The organism is Cellulosimicrobium sp. RS (genome assembly GCF_046159675.1).
Classification (GTDB): domain Bacteria; phylum Actinomycetota; class Actinomycetes; order Actinomycetales; family Cellulomonadaceae; genus Cellulosimicrobium; species Cellulosimicrobium funkei.
Map to the genome: position 1 here is coordinate 40739 of NZ_JBJXVU010000005.1, position 14032 is coordinate 54770.

Consider the following 14032-nt stretch of genomic DNA (forward strand, 5'->3'; position numbering starts at 1 on the left):
CAGGATCCTCGGCGCGCGCGTCCGGACGCGCGCCGTCCACAGGGACCTCGTGGGTGTCGGCGGGAGGCGGCAGAGTGGGGCGCATGACGACCGAGACCGACGCGTCCACCCCGCTCGCCGTGCCCGACGACGCGCCGCCCGCGCCGCGCCCCGGCGCCCGCTGCTTCGGCGACGGCGACCCGCTCTACGAGGAGTACCACGACACCGAGTGGGGGGTGCCGGTGCACGGCGACACCGCGCTGTTCGAGCGCCTGGTCCTCGAGGGCTTCCAGTCCGGGCTGTCCTGGATCACGGTGCTGCGGAAGCGACCGGCCTTCCGCGAGGTGTTCGCGGGGTTCAACCCCGAGGCGGTCGCGGCGTTCGACGAGCCCGACGTCGAGCGGCTCCTGACGGACGCCCGCATCATCCGCAACCGCCAGAAGATCACGGCGACGATCGACAACGCGCGGGCGCTCCTCGCCCTCCAGGCCGGCGGCGGCTCGCTCGACGAGCTGGTGTGGTCGTTCGCGCCGCCCGCGCGCTCCGGCCGGCCCGCCACGTGGGGCGACGTCCCGAGCACGAGCCCGGAGTCGGTCGCCCTGTCGAAGGCGCTCAAGAAGCACGGCTTCCGGTTCGTCGGGCCCACCACGGCGTACGCGGCCATGCAGGCGTGCGGCCTCGTGGACGACCACCTCGCGACGTGCCCCGTCGTGCTGGGCCGGTCCGCCTCCGCACGGTCGTGACCGATCCGCTATAGCAAAATCCGCCCGCATCGTGGACGAGGTGCGACCATGGTGGGCATGAGCGCCTACGTCTCGGTCCTCGACCTGTTCTCCGTCGGCGTCGGCCCGTCGAGCTCGCACACCGTCGGGCCGATGCGCGCGGCGAAGGCGTTCGTCACGACCCTGGCCGCGGACGACACGCTCGGCAGCGTGGCCGGGCTGCGGGTCGTGCTGTGCGGCTCGCTCGGCGCGACGGGCGTCGGCCACGGGACCCCGGACGCCGTCGTCGCTGGCCTGCTCGGCCTCGACCCCGAGACGTGCGACCCGGCGCGCGTGCCCGGGTCGTGGGAGAAGCTCGGCGATGGCGCGCCCGTCACGCTCCTGGGTCGCCACCGCATCACCATGACCAGCGACGACGTGCGCCTCGCGCCGCTGACGCGCATGCCCGGTCACCCCAACGGGATGCGCTTCACCGCGCTCGACGCCGACGGCGCGACGGTCGCCGAGGAGGCGTACTACTCCGTCGGCGGCGGGTTCGTCCTCACCGCGGCCGAGCTCGAGGCAGCCGCCGCGAACGAGGCCGCCCAGGTCGGGGCCGAGCTCGCGGGCGAGGCGATCGACCCGCGGACCGAACCGGCCGGCGTGCCGTTCCCGTTCGCCAACGCGGCCGAGCTCCTCGCGGTGTGCGAGCGCGAGCGGACGTCCATCGCCGCGGTCGCGTGGGCCAACGAGACCGCCCTGCGCCCGGTCGCCGAGGTCGAGGCGGGCGTCGACCGCATCTGGGACACGATGAGCGCGTGCGTCGACGCCGGGCTGGAGCGCGACGGCGTCCTGCCCGGGCGGCTCAAGGTCCGGCGTCGGGCCCGCGCGCAGCGCGAGCGCCTCGAGCTGGCCGACGAGCGCGGCGCCGACACGACGATCGAGTGGCTCCAGGCCTTCGCGATGGCCGTCAACGAGGAGAACGCCGACGGGCGGCGCGTCGTGACCGCCCCGACGAACGGCGCCGCCGGGATCATCCCGGCCGTCGGGCGGCACTTCCTGCGCACGCACCCGGACGTCGCCGCCGACCCGGCCCGCCGTCGTCGGGCGATGCGCACGTACCTGCTCACCGCCGCCGCCATCGGCGCGCTGTACAAGCGCAACGCGTCCATCTCCGGCGCGGAGGCCGGGTGCCAGGGCGAGGTCGGGTCGGCCTGCTCCATGGCCGCCGGCGCCGTCTGCGCGGTGCTCGGCGGGACGCCCGCCCAGGTCGAGAACGCGGCCGAGATCGCGATGGAGCACAACCTCGGCCTCACGTGCGACCCCGTCGGGGGGCTCGTCCAGGTCCCGTGCATCGAGCGCAACGCCATCGCCGCGTGCACCGCCGTCTCCGCCGCGCGCCTCGCGCTCCAGGGCGACGGCTCGCACGTCGTCTCGCTGGACACCGTCATCGAGACCATGCGCCAGACGGGCGTCGACATGTCGACCAAGTACAAGGAGACCTCGACGGGTGGCCTTGCGGTCAACGTCGTCGAGTGCTGAGCCGGCGGCCCCTCACCAGGTGCGGCGGACGTCCGCCCGCGGCCCGGCCACGAGGCTGCGCGGCGGGACGTCGTCGGTGACGACGGCGCCCGCGGCGACGACGGCGTCGCGACCGATGGTCACGCCGGGCAGGATGGTCGCGCCCGCGCCGATCCACACGTTCTCGTGGACGTCGATCGGGCCGCCGGTGAGCCAGACCTTGCGGTCGTCGGTGTCGACGGGGTGCCCGACGGTGATGAACGTGACCCGCGGTGCGACCAGCACGCGGTCGGCGAGCCGGATGCCGGCGTAGTCGAGGAACGTGCAGTTCTGGTTGACGAAGACCCGCTCACCGAGGTCGAGGTGCAGGCCGTGGTCGGTGAAGAACGGCGGGTAGATCGTCGTGCGCGGGGGCAGCGGCCGCCCGAGGATCTGCTCGAGGAGCCGGGCCCTGCCGTCCTCGTCGTCGAACGGGAGCACGTTGAGCCGCGAGGTGAGCGCGGTCGCCTCCAGCACGCGCTCGGACATGGCGCGGAACTCGGGACCGTGGATGCGCATGAGCAGGTCGCTGGGCATCCCCCGATCCTCCTCCCCCGTCAGCGTGCGGCACGGGGCGCGGCGCGCCGGGCGACGACCTCCTCCACGACCGCGACGACGCCGTCCTCCCCCGGCGCGACGGCGATGCGCTCGCCGAGGCGCGCGGCGGCCCGGGTGTACGCGGGGTCGTCGAGCAGGCGGCGCACCGCGCGTCGTATCTGGGCGGGTCGCGGCGTGCTGGTCCGCAGCCGTACGCCCGTCCCGGTCCACGCGACGCGGGCCGCGACCTCCGCCTTGTCCTCCGTCTTCCCGGCGACGACGACGGGCACGCCGTGCCGCAGCGCGTGGTGCACGCCCCCGTAGCCGCCGTTCGTCACGAGGACCGACGTGCGCGGGAGCAGCACGTCGTACGGGAGGTACTCGGCGGCGCGCGCGTTGGCGGGCAGCGTGCCGAGCGTCTCGACGGGCCGCCCGCCGGTGGCGGCGACGACGAGCACGTCCTCGTCCGCGAGCGCGCGCAGGGTCGGGACGAGGAGCTGGTGCGGGTCCTCGTTCGCGACCGTGCCCTGCGTGACGTGGACGACGGGGCGGCGCGTGCCGAGGTCGTCCCACCAGGCGGGGAGGTCGCCGTGCGCGGCGACGGGTCGCGGCGGGCCGACGAACCGGACGGGCGTGACGACGTCGGGCCGCGGGTACTCGAGCTCGGGGACGGTGAGCTGCACGACGGCGTCCGCGTCGGCGGGCCAGCCCAGGAAGAAGGTGTCGCTGGGGGTGGCGCCGGTCGCGCGCACCATCTCCTGCGCGGCGCGCTGCGGCGCGGCGAACGCGACCCCCTCGACGAACCGGTGCAGCGCTCGGTTGCGCAGCACCCCGAGCGGCCCGCGCGCGGGCAGCACGCCGAGGCCGAACGGTGCGGTGAGGTCGCTCTTCAGCCCGAGCGGGAAGATGCCCAGCGCGAGCACGGGAGGGCGCCGGTCGGCCGGGGTGGCGACGAGCGCCATCGCGCCGAGGAACAGGGGCTCGACGAGCACGACGTCGGCCGGGCGCGCGGAGAGGGCGTCGACGACGGCGCGGTGCTGCGCGGCGCCCGGCCGGACGAAGATCTCGAGCATGTCGTGCCGGATCGCGTCGAGACCGGTGCGGCCCGCGCGGCCCGGGAAGGCGGCCGCGAGGTCGCGGTCGTCGAAGTCGGCGGCGGCGGGCAGCGGCACGTGCTCGGCGCCGGCCGCCTCCACGGCCGCGGCGAAGCGTGCGCCGGTGAGAAACCGGACCTCGTGGCCGTGCGCGACGAGCGCGCGCGTGACCGCGAGCAGAGGGGTGACGTGCGCGTGCACGGGGGTGGAGCAGAGCAGGACGGTGGCCATCGGTGTGCCTCTCTCGGGCGGCGCGGGACGCGCCGGTCGGACGGGAAGGGCGCGGGACCGGGCCGTCCGCGCGAGGACGCCGAGGGGGAGGCGGCGTGTGAGAAGATCGGTAACCGTCAGGAGTATTCATCACCCTAGAGAGGTAGTCAATAGTGGTACCCCGCGCCTACACGTCCGACCTCCGCGCCGAGCAGGCCGCGCGCACCCGCGAGCGCGTCGTGCGCGCGGCGGCCGAGGAGCTCGCCGAGCGCGGCTACGAGCGCACGACCCTCGCGCGCGTCGCCGAGCGGGCGGGCGTGTCGCTCGAGACCGTCAAGGCGCACGGGCCCAAGCGCGCCCTGCTCCTCGCGGCCTTCGAGGTGACGTTCGCGGGGTCCGAGGGTCAGGAGTCGCTCGCCGCTCGGCCCGAGGGCCGCGCCGTCGCCGGGACCACCGACCCCGAGGCCTTCCTCGACGGGCTCGTCGCGCTCGTGGCGGCGGCGAACGAACGCGTCGCGGCCCTGTGGTCGGCGTTCACGTCGGCGGCCCGCTCCGACGAGGCCGTCGCCGTCGAGCTCGCGGCGCTCCTCGACCGCCGTCGCGCGGACCTGCGCGCGAGCGTCGACGTGCTCGCGGACCACGGGTTCCGGCTGCGCGCGCCGCGGGACGAGGCCGCCGAGACCCTGTCCTACCTCCTCGCGCCGGAGGGCTGGACGCACTTCGCGGCCGGTGCGGGCTGGTCGCGCGAGCGGTACCGCGCGTGGCTGCGCGACGCCGTCGTGCGACTCGTCGCCGCACCGCCGCCAGGCGACGCGGACGCCTGACCCCTGGCGCGGCCTGGCGGGCCGCGCCTACCGTGAGCCATGAGCACCCTCACCCCCGGCTTCCAGGGCCGGCCACGCCCGCAGGGCGTGGCGCTCCCGCCGGGCCAGTACGTCGAGACCGGGTTCCCCGTGCTCTCGGCAGGGCCCACACCGCGCGTCGACACCGCGACCTGGCGCTTCGACGTCACCACCGAGACCGGCGCGACCCGCTCCTGGTCGTGGGCCGAGCTCCTGGCGCTCCCCCAGGACGAGCCGACCGTCGACATCCACTGCGTCACCCGCTGGTCGAAGTTCGGCACGTCCTGGCGCGGCGTCTCGCTCGACACGCTCCTCGGCGAGGTCGAGTCCACGGCCGACTTCGCGATGGTCGGCTGCTACGGCGGCTACACGACGAACCTCCCGGTCGCCGAGCTGCTCGGCGGCAAGGCGTGGGTCGTGCACACGTTCGACGGCGCCCCGCTGCACCCCGTGCACGGCGGCCCCGCGCGGCTCCTCGTGCCGCACCTGTACTTCTGGAAGTCGGCGAAGTGGGTCAACAGCATCACCCTCATGCCCATGGACCGGCAGGGCTTCTGGGAGCGGCTCGGCTACCACGACCTCGGCGACCCGTGGCGCGAGCAGAGGTACCAGGGTGACTGAGGCGCCTGTCCGCCTCGGCGCGCGGTACGCGACGCCGTCGCGCTGGCAGGTCGCGACGCTCGTCGACGCGTGGGCCGAGAGCCCGTCCGCGCGGACGCTCGTCCTCGAGGTCCCCGCGTGGCCCGGCCACCTCGCCGGCCAGCACGTCGACCTGCGCCTCACCGCGCCCGACGGCTACACCGCCGAGCGCAGCTACTCGATCGGCAGCGCCGCGACGCGCACCCCCCTGCCCGACGACGACCCCTCCCCGGGCGACCCGCCCGCCGTCCCGCACGGCGCGGCGCCCGACGGCGTCGCCCCCGCGCGCGTCGAGGTCACCGTCCAGCGGGTCCCCGGCGGCGAGGTCTCGACCTACCTCACCGACGTGTTCGCGGTGGGCGACGCGATCGAGCTGCGCGGGCCCGTCGGCGGGTGGTTCGTCTGGTCGCCGGAGCGCGACGCCGGGACGCCCGTGCTGCTCGCGGCCGGCGGCTCGGGCCTCGTCCCGCTCATGGCGATGCTCCGCACCCGGCGCGACGCCGGCGACCGCACGCCGTTCCGGCTCGTGTACTCGGTGCGCCGCCCCGAGGACGCGCTGTACGTCGAGGACCTCGACCGCCTCGCCGCCGCGCACGACGGGCTCGACGTCCACGTGGTCCACACCCGTTCGACCCCACTCGGCTCGATGCGCGGGCCCGGCCGCGTCGAGCGGCGTGAGCTCGCCGGGTGGGGCTGGCCGCCCGAGATCGAGCCCGCGTGCTTCGTGTGCGGGCCGACGGGGTTCGTCGAGGCCGTCGCACGGCAGCTCGTGGCGCTCGGCCACGACCCGGCGCGGATCAAGACCGAGCGCTTCGGGCCCGCGGTCGACTGACCGGGGCGGAGCGCGTCAGAGCCGCAGCGGTACCGCTGCGCAAGGACCGCGCTCCCGCCGACACGGTCGGAGAGAGGGCGGCGAGCGCGCCGCCCCCGACGGCCGGGGGGATCGATGACGACGACGACCGCAGGACCGCACCGGGAGCCGAGCCCGCCGCGGCGCACGCTGACCGCCCTGGCGACGACGGCGGCGCTGGCCGCGCTCACGGCGTGCGCAGGCGGCGCGCCGGCGGGCCCGGGCCTGCCCGTCGCCACCGCCGACACCGCGCGGGACGTCGTGCGCGTGGCCGACGCCGGTGCCACGCCGCGCGTGGTCGACGCGACCGAGCGGCTCGGCCTGACGATGCTCGCCGCGGCACCGCCCGAGGGGAACGTGGTGGTGTCGCCCGCGAGCGCCGTGGTCGCGCTCTCGATGCTGGCCGAGGGCGCGCGGGGCGACATAGCGCTCGCCCTCGACGACGCGCTCGGCGCGTCCGGCCAGGAGCGGACGGACGCGGTCAACGCCCTCCTCGCGTCGCTCGAGGCCTACGACGGCGACCCGGCGCAGGTCCGGGCGGACGATCTGCCGGAGAAGCCGCTCGTGCACGTCGCGAACCAGATCGTGCTCGACGACGAGGCCGAGGTCCACGAGCCCTACCTCGAGTCGCTCGCGGCCGGGTACGGCGCCGGGGTGCTGCACACGGACCTCGGGACGTCGTCGGGCATCGTGCCGCTCAGCGAGTGGCTCCGGTTCCACACGGGCGGGCTGATCGAGGAGAGCGCCATCGAGCCCGACATCTACCTGCGCCTCGTGCTCCAGAACGCGGTCCTGTTCGCCGCCCGGTGGAAGGCACCGTTCGACGTGAGCGACACGGCGCCGTCGCCCTTCACGCTCCGGGGCGGCGACACGGTGGACGTGGAGTCGCTGCGGCTCACGGAGACGTGGGCGTACGCCGAGGACGACGGGTGGCGCGCGGTCCGGCTGCCGTACGTCGAGGGGTTCCACGCCGACGTCGTGCTGCCGCCCGAGGGAGTCGATCCGGCGTCCGTCGCGCCGGAGCAGCTCCTCGCGCTGCGGGAGGCGCTGGCCGCGGCACCCGGGCAGACGGTCGCGCTGACCCTGCCCACGCTCGACGTCCCCGCCGACGACCCGCTGGACTTCCGGCCCGCGCTCTCCGCCGCCGGGCTGGGCGGGCTCCTCGACTCGGTCACGCCGCCGAACCTCCGCGGCATCAGCGACGACAAGCTCTACGTCTCGCAGGCGTGGCAGCAGGCGCTCCTCCAGGTCGACGCCGAGGGCACCGTCGCGGCGGCCGTCACCGAGATCGGTGTGGCCGAGGACGCGGCGTCTGGCGTGGCGGAGAGCATCTCCTTCCGCGTGGACCGGCCCTACGTCTTCTCGGTGTCCGCCGACGACACCGGCTGGCCGCTCTTCACCGCGGCGATCCGGGATCCTCGCCACTGACGGCGTGCACCGCCCGGCCGTCGCTCGCGTCGAACCGCCACCGCATCGCCGCGTGCTCGGACGTGCGCTCGTACGCGAACACAACCTCGGGCCGCACGGCGAAGACGAGTGCCGGGTCGCCGTCGTGGAAGAACACGCCGTCCCCGACGTCGAACGCCCAGTCGTCGCCGTACTTGCAGCGCCACCGCTCGGCGAGGCGGTGCAGCGCGGCGTCGTCGGTGACGCGTGCGGCGGTGCCCTCGACGACGACGTCGAGCGCGTCCTCGTAGGCGTTCGTCCCGGTCGTGAGGACGACGCGTGCGTTCTCGGCGAGGTTGCGGGCCTTGCGCTCGTCGGGCCCGGTGGTCACGTGGAGGCGGCCGTCGGCGACGACCGTCATGAGCGGCGTGACGTGCGGGCGCCCGTCGGGGCGCACGGTCGAGATCCACGAGATCTCGGCCCGTTCGAGCGCGCCGCGCACCGTCTCCCACGGGACGGGGCTCGCGCCGGGAGAGCTGAAGCCGGGGACGAGCGTGCCCTGCGGTGCGTCGGGGTCGGCGGGTCGGGCGGCCGGCTGGTCGGCGGTGGTCATGGCGGTCCTCTCGTCGGTCCTGCCCCTGGGACCGACGAGCGCGCCCGGACTCATCGGTGGCGCCAGCAGGGGACCTGCGCCGACCGGCGGGGCGTCACCGCACGTCGTCGGGGTCGGCCTCGTGGCCGGGACGGCCCACCGTGCGCCGGTCCTGCTTCATCCTGGCCTCGAAGAGGTGCCGCGCGCCGCCCGCGAGCTCGTCGCGCGCGGCGCGCTCGTGCTCGCGGAACGCCGACCAGTAGCCGTCGTCGTACTCCTCGACGAGCTGGAACGTCCAACGGCCGGGGACGACGTTGCGCCCCACGAGGTCCGCCTCGATCCGGTCCGCGACCTCCGCGTGCCCCGCGGCGCGCAGCTTCTCGACCGCGTCGCCGAGCGCGAGGTCCGCCTCGCCGGTGAGCTGGTGGAACGTGTAGAGGTGCCCGCGCGCGCGTTCCGTCGTCTCGAGCGCCTCGCTCAGGGCCCCGAGCGCGTCGACGGTCGCGTCGGTCACGCCGTCGGGCACGGGACGGCCGGGCAGGTCCGCAAGGTTCCGGGAGGTCTCGTCGCTCACGCGGCCACGCTAGGCACGGCCCGCCGGGCCCGCACGCGCTCGTCGGCGACGGCCGCCGTCCAGAGCGACGACCGCCGCCCCGAGCGACACCCCGCGCTCGTGGGCAGGCTGTGACAGGGTTGGACCCGCCACCCCCGACCGAGGACAGCGCCCCGAGCCATGCCACAGACCGCACCCGTACCGACCGTCACGAGCGAGCCGACCCCGAGCCAGCGCCCCCACCGGGCCGCGCGGCTCGAGGACCGGTGGCGCGCCGTCGTCTCCCGCTTCCAGAAGGCCCGCGGGTGGCGCCCGCGCGTCGAGCCGTTCGCCGGCTACGGGAGCCCGCGCCGCGTGCGCGTGCTGGGCCGGGTGCTGCTCGCGAGCCCCGCGTTCGACCCGGCGCTGCACGAGCGCGAGTCCGCGGACCGCCGCGGCTGGCGCTACTTCTTCACCGCCCCGGCCCCGCGCGAGGAGGTCCGCGTGCGGGTGGGCAGCACAACGGTCGACCTCGTGTCCGACCGCGGCGGCTACCTCGACCGGGTGATCGACGTCGACCTCGCGCCGGGCTGGCACGACGTCTCGTTCCGGACGTCGGCGGGCGCGACGGCGACCGGCAGGGTGTTCGTCGTGGCCGACGGGCGCCGGCTCGGCGTCGTCTCGGACATCGACGACACCGCGATGGTGACCGCCGTCCCGCGCCCGTTCATCGCGGCGTGGAACACGTTCGTGCGGCACTCGAGCGCCCGTGTGCCGGTGCCGGGCATGGCGGCGCTGTACCGCGGCATCGCGACGTCGCGGCCCGGCACCCCGTTCGTCTACGTGTCGACGGGCGCGTGGAACACCGCCGCCAACCTGCGACGCTTCCTCCAGCGCCACGGCTTCCCGCCCGGCCCGCTGCTGCTCACCGACTGGGGCCCCACCAACACGGGCTGGTTCCGCAGCGGCCCGGAGCACAAGGACACGTCGCTCGACCGGCTGTTCCGCGAGCTGCCCGACGTCGACTGGCTGCTGATCGGCGACGACGGCCAGCACGACCCCGACATCTACGCGCGCGCCGCGCGGCGCCACCCGGGCCACGTCGCGGCCGTCGCGATCCGCGAGCTGACGCCCGCGCAGCAGGTCCTCGCGCACGGCTCGCCGCTGCCCGCGCCGGGCAGCCTGCCGGGCGACGTCGGGGGCGTCCCGACGGCGCACGGGCCCGACGGCGACGCGCTCACCCGCTCGCTCGCCCAGGTCCTGCGTCGCTGAGACCGGTGCCGTCGGTCCTCCGCGGTTCCGGATGCCGCGCCCCGGCGGGAGTGGTTGCCTGAGGACATGACCACGCCCGGAGGCCCGTTCCCCACGCCCGACCCCGAGCCCGCGCCGACGCGCCGCACGTGGCCGTGGATCGTCGTCACGGTCGTCGCGGTGCTGGTGATCGCGCTCGTCGTGTGGCTGGTCAACCGCCCGACCGACGAGGGCCCCGCCGTCGAGACGCCCGCGCCGTCGACCAGCGCTCCCGCGAGCCCGTCCCCCACCGACGCGGCGTCGCCCACCGACGGCGCCTCGACCCCCGCCGCCGAGGGGTGCCCCGCGACCGGCGACGGCGTCCCCGCCGGGGCGGGCACGCACGAGATCGTCGACGTCGACGGCGACGGCCGCCCGGACACGGCGTGGCTCACCGGCGGCGCGGACCGCACGTTCGGCATCACGACGGCGTCCGGCGCCACGTTCTCCGCACCCGTCGAGTCGGCGAGCCCGCAGCCCGCGAGCGCGATCGTCCAGCTCGTCGCGGCGGGCGACGGGACCGCGCCGATCGCGCTCGTCGACACCGGCCGCGAGGTCCTGCTGCTCTCGGCCGCCGACTGCGCCCTGACGCCGACGCAGAACGCGCAGGACGAGCCCTACACGTTCGACAAGGGCTTCACGGGCTTCGGCACGGGCGTCGGCTGCACCGAGGTCGACGGCGCGCTGCGCCTCGCGGGCTTGAACGCCGTGCCCGACGACGGCTCCACCTTCACGGTGTCGCGCACCTTCGTCGACCTCGACACGGGCGCGAAGGTCGCGACGAACGGCGAGGAGGAGACGGTCGCGCAGGGCGCCGCCGCCGACGACCCGGTCGTCACGACGGCGCAGGAGACGAGCTGCGGCGACCTCGTGGCCGGCCAGGACGGCCCGGTCGAGCCGCAGTAGCCCCGCCGAGCCGCAGCAGCCCGGCCGAGCCGCAGCAGCCCCGCCGAGCACGACCTTGCTGTCGTCATCAGGCCGATGCCGACAGCAACGTCGTGCTCGACGGGGAGCAGGCTCGGGGTCGTCACCGTTCCGGGGGTGTCGGCCGCGGCGGTCAGCGGGCGTGAGCGGTCAGCGGGCGTGAGCAGTCAGCGGGCGTCGGCGAAGCGGTCCAGCTGGCTCGGGGACAGCGTGACGTCGCGCGCGGCCATCGCCTCGTCGACCTGCTCGATCCTGCTCGCCCCGACGATGGGCGAGATCCCCTGGCTCATCAGCCAGGCCAGGACGACCTGGTTCGGCGTCGCGCCGGTCTCCCGGGCGACCTCGTCGAGCACGCGGAGCACGCGCTCGGTCCCGGGGTGGGCGTAGCCCGCGGAGAACGGGCGGTCCGCGCGGGTGTACCCGCCCATCATCAGGGGCGTGTAGCACCACAGGTCGAGCCCTTGCGTGCGGGCGTGGTCGAGGTCGTCCGGGGCCAGGAGCTTGTGGCCCGCCTCCGGGACCGTGGTCCCCGGGCGGGGCTGCACGAGGGAGTGCCGGAGCTGCAGCGCCGACCACTCGGCCACGCCCTGCCGACGCGCGAGGTCACGCGCCTGCTGCACCCGCCACGACGCATGGTTGGCCGCGCCGATCCGGGTGGCACGCCCCTCGGCCACCGCCTCCCCGAACGCGGCGACGGTCTCGGCGAGGTCGACCGTCCGGTCCTCCGCGTGCGCCCACAGCAGGTCGACGTGGTCGACGCCGAGCCGCTCGAGGCTCCCGTCGAGCCCGGCCCGGACGGCGGACGCGGAGAGCCCTTCCGCGCTCTCGGGCCACGCGTGCGCGACCAGCGGGTCCTGACGAACCTTGGTCGCGAGCCCGACGGCCGACCGTGCCCCCGGGTTCGCCCGCAGCCACGCGCCGAGCACGCGCTCGCTGGCGCCGCCCAGCCCGCTCGGATCGGTCCAGAAGGCGTAGCAGTTGGCGGTGTCGAGCCAGTGGCCACCGGCCTCGACGAAACGGTCGAGCAGCCGGAACGCGGTGGTCTGCTCCACGCGCGTGCCGTGGTCCATGGTCCCGAGGACGATCTGGGGGGCGTTCTGCTGTGCGGTCATGCCCCGATGCTCGATGCTGGAGCGCGCTCCAGGTCAAGCGGTGCGCGACGGCGGAGCCGGGTCCCCCTCGACGCTCGGCCCCGGGGCCTCTCCCGCCTGCTCGCGGTAGTACGCGATCTTCTCGTCGAGCACGCCGAGCGCGAGGTCGATCCGCGCCCTGCGCTCGTGCAGCTCCCGCCGATGGCCCTGGAGGAACGCGACGCGGTCCGCGGGGCTCCCCTCGCGGCGCAGGAGCGACGTGAACTCGCGCAGCTCGGAGATCCCCAGCCCGGCGTCGCGGAGGCACGTCACCAGCCCGATCCAGAACAGGTCGTCCCCGTCGTAGGCCCGGTGCCCGCCGGCCGTCCGGGCGATCGGCCCGATGAGCCCCTCCCGCTCGTAGTAGCGGAGCGTGTCGAGGCTGACGCCTGCTCGGGCGGCGGCCGCCTGCGGCGTGAGCGTGTCGGACATGAGGAGCCTCTCTCTGCGCTGTCGGTACGCGCTCCCGATTCTGGGTCCTGGTGCGTGCTCCAGGCCAACGCCGTCCGGCTCAGCCGCGCCCGCACACCCGGCACGCGCCACGGCGGCGGAGCCAGTAGGCGTAGGTCGCCGCGCCGAGCGCGAGCGACCAGACCGGCCACAGGAGCGTCGGCCCGACGGCGCCCCACGAGTCCGCCGTCAGGGCCAGCCGGCTCTCGCCGAACCCGAGGACGATGAGCGAGAGCCCCGCGGGGAGCACCGCGACCGCGACGACCGTCGCGGGGACCACCGCGAGCCCGACCGGCACGCGGCGGCCCGCGAGCCCGACCGCCCAGCGCGGGAAGACCTCGCCCCAGCGCTGGAACAGGCCGAGCGTGAGCACCGCGCCGACGAGCGCGAAGCCGCCCAGGCCGAGCGCCGCGACCCAGCCGTCGTCCCCGGCGAGCTGCGCGACGTCGTCGGGCGAGAAGCCGAGCGGGATGCCGAGCACCCAGGCGATGCGCGTGACCGCGTAGAAGGTGGGGATCGCGGCGGCGACGAGCGCGGCGGTCCGGCCCCAGCGCGCCGCGGCGGCGGGCGTGGTCCACGCCGGGTCGCGGCCGTCGTGGCGGCGCCCGCAGGACGCGCACGCCCCGGCCCCGCGGCGCACGAACCGCCACGTCGAGGCGACGAGCAGGGCGCCGCCGCCGAGGAGCGCGAGCTGCGTGAGCGGGCCGGCGCCGAGGAAGTCCTCGAACGCGGCGCGGATCACGGGGTCGAACGGCGCCATGACGAGCGTGACCGGCAGGTACCCGAGCCGGGCGAGGATCGACGCGTCGGTGAGGGCGAGCACCCCGGCCGAGACGACCGCGGTCGCCGCGACGGTCAGCGCGCGGTCCGCCCGGGCGACGGGACCGCGCCGTCCGCCGAGCCACGCGCGCAGCGCGGTGGCCGCACCGACGAGCGCGAGGACCGCGACCCACGGCGTGAGGGTCGCGCCCGGGACCCTGCTCAGGGCGCCGAACGACAGGTCGTTCGCGGCACCGACGGCGAGCGTGCCGCCGGTCAGGGTGACGACGAGCGCGACGACGCCGCCGAGGGTCCACCACGCCGCTGCGGCGGGGGCGACCCAGCGGCCACGGGACGGCCGCCCGGGACGGGCGGGTGGTCCGCCGCGGGTGGACGGTCGGTGGTCGTCGGCCGACGGCGCGGGTGCCGGCGTGCGGTCGGACAGGGGCGGGTGCGGTGTCGAGGTGGTCATGCCTCGACGCTCCCGGACCCCGCCCGCCAGCGGATCCCCCGGCGCGGCGAGCCCGCTCCCCCGCGCGGGTGACCGCGCTCCGGCG

15 protein-coding genes are annotated in these 14032 nt (G+C 76.0%); 8 read left to right on the plus strand and 7 right to left on the minus strand.

The annotated features are described in order from the left end of the window. Positions 1-83: 83 nt before the first annotated feature. Both ACI769_RS09215 and ACI769_RS09220 read left to right on the plus strand, forming a co-directional pair. The gene (locus tag ACI769_RS09215; protein ID WP_085387063.1) at positions 84-722 is read left to right on the plus strand and encodes a DNA-3-methyladenine glycosylase I; all 639 of its coding nucleotides are present in this window, start codon (positions 84-86) and stop codon (positions 720-722) included. Positions 723-779: 57 nt separating this feature from the next. Further along, positions 780-2222: an L-serine ammonia-lyase gene (locus ACI769_RS09220; RefSeq protein ID WP_085388606.1), complete on the plus strand. Its 1443-nt coding sequence runs from the start codon at positions 780-782 to the stop codon at positions 2220-2222. 12 nt (positions 2223-2234) lie between these two features. Here the strand turns inward: ACI769_RS09220 and ACI769_RS09225 are convergent, their stop codons facing one another. Together ACI769_RS09225 and ACI769_RS09230 are read right to left on the minus strand one after the other, a co-directional pair. After that, complete coding sequence (locus ACI769_RS09225; RefSeq protein WP_085387062.1) at positions 2235-2777, minus strand: DapH/DapD/GlmU-related protein; 543 nt, start codon at positions 2775-2777, stop codon at positions 2235-2237. 20 nt (positions 2778-2797) lie between these two features. Continuing rightward, the gene (locus tag ACI769_RS09230; protein ID WP_085387061.1) at positions 2798-4102 is read right to left on the minus strand and encodes a glycosyltransferase; all 1305 of its coding nucleotides are present in this window, start codon (positions 4100-4102) and stop codon (positions 2798-2800) included. Positions 4103-4254: 152 nt separating this feature from the next. Here ACI769_RS09230 and ACI769_RS09235 point away from each other — a divergent pair, with 152 nt between their 5' ends. The 4 genes from ACI769_RS09235 (at position 4255) to ACI769_RS09250 (ending at position 7840) form a co-directional block, all read left to right on the plus strand. After that, positions 4255-4905: a TetR/AcrR family transcriptional regulator gene (locus ACI769_RS09235; protein WP_232322674.1), complete on the plus strand. Its 651-nt coding sequence runs from the start codon at positions 4255-4257 to the stop codon at positions 4903-4905. Between the two features lie 39 nt (positions 4906-4944). Next, a complete protein-coding gene (locus ACI769_RS09240) occupies positions 4945-5544 on the plus strand; it encodes a sulfite oxidase-like oxidoreductase (protein WP_034654951.1) in 600 nt (199 codons plus the stop codon). Continuing rightward, positions 5537-6394 (plus strand): ferredoxin reductase, encoded by an 858-nt coding sequence (locus tag ACI769_RS09245; protein ID WP_085387059.1) that lies wholly within the window; start codon positions 5537-5539, stop codon positions 6392-6394. Before ACI769_RS09240 ends, ACI769_RS09245 begins: the two co-directional genes overlap by 8 nt. 114 nt (positions 6395-6508) lie before the next feature. Beyond that, the gene (locus ACI769_RS09250; protein WP_085387058.1) at positions 6509-7840 is read left to right on the plus strand and encodes a serpin family protein; all 1332 of its coding nucleotides are present in this window, start codon (positions 6509-6511) and stop codon (positions 7838-7840) included. Here ACI769_RS09250 and ACI769_RS09255 read toward each other — a convergent pair. Together ACI769_RS09255 and ACI769_RS09260 are read right to left on the minus strand one after the other, a co-directional pair. Further along, positions 7809-8411 (minus strand): pyridoxamine 5'-phosphate oxidase family protein, encoded by a 603-nt coding sequence (locus ACI769_RS09255; protein ID WP_085387057.1) that lies wholly within the window; start codon positions 8409-8411, stop codon positions 7809-7811. The genes ACI769_RS09250 and ACI769_RS09255 overlap by 32 nt on opposite strands. A 94-nt stretch (positions 8412-8505) precedes the next feature. After that, a complete protein-coding gene (locus ACI769_RS09260) occupies positions 8506-8964 on the minus strand; it encodes a hypothetical protein (protein WP_085387056.1) in 459 nt (152 codons plus the stop codon). Positions 8965-9123: 159 nt separating this feature from the next. Between ACI769_RS09260 and ACI769_RS09265 the strand changes: the two genes are divergently transcribed. Continuing rightward, positions 9124-10194, plus strand: coding sequence for an App1 family protein (locus ACI769_RS09265; RefSeq protein WP_085387055.1), 1071 nt, complete (start codon positions 9124-9126; stop codon positions 10192-10194). 66 nt (positions 10195-10260) lie between these two features. After that, a complete protein-coding gene (locus tag ACI769_RS09270) occupies positions 10261-11118 on the plus strand; it encodes a hypothetical protein (protein WP_409141489.1) in 858 nt (285 codons plus the stop codon). 185 nt (positions 11119-11303) lie between these two features. Here the strand turns inward: ACI769_RS09270 and ACI769_RS09275 are convergent, their stop codons facing one another. The 3 genes from ACI769_RS09275 to ACI769_RS09285 form a co-directional block, all read right to left on the minus strand. Next, entirely contained in the window at positions 11304-12248 is a 945-nt protein-coding gene (locus ACI769_RS09275) for an aldo/keto reductase (protein ID WP_409141490.1), read from the minus strand. Positions 12249-12281: 33 nt separating this feature from the next. Further along, positions 12282-12698, minus strand: a complete 417-nt coding sequence (locus tag ACI769_RS09280; protein WP_081600290.1) for a MerR family transcriptional regulator — start codon at positions 12696-12698, stop codon at positions 12282-12284. Between the two features lie 79 nt (positions 12699-12777). Beyond that, positions 12778-13947 carry a hypothetical protein gene (locus ACI769_RS09285; protein ID WP_409141491.1) on the minus strand — a complete coding sequence of 390 codons (1170 nt, stop codon included), beginning with the start codon at positions 13945-13947 and terminating at the stop codon, positions 12778-12780. Positions 13948-14032: the final 85 nt, after the last annotated feature.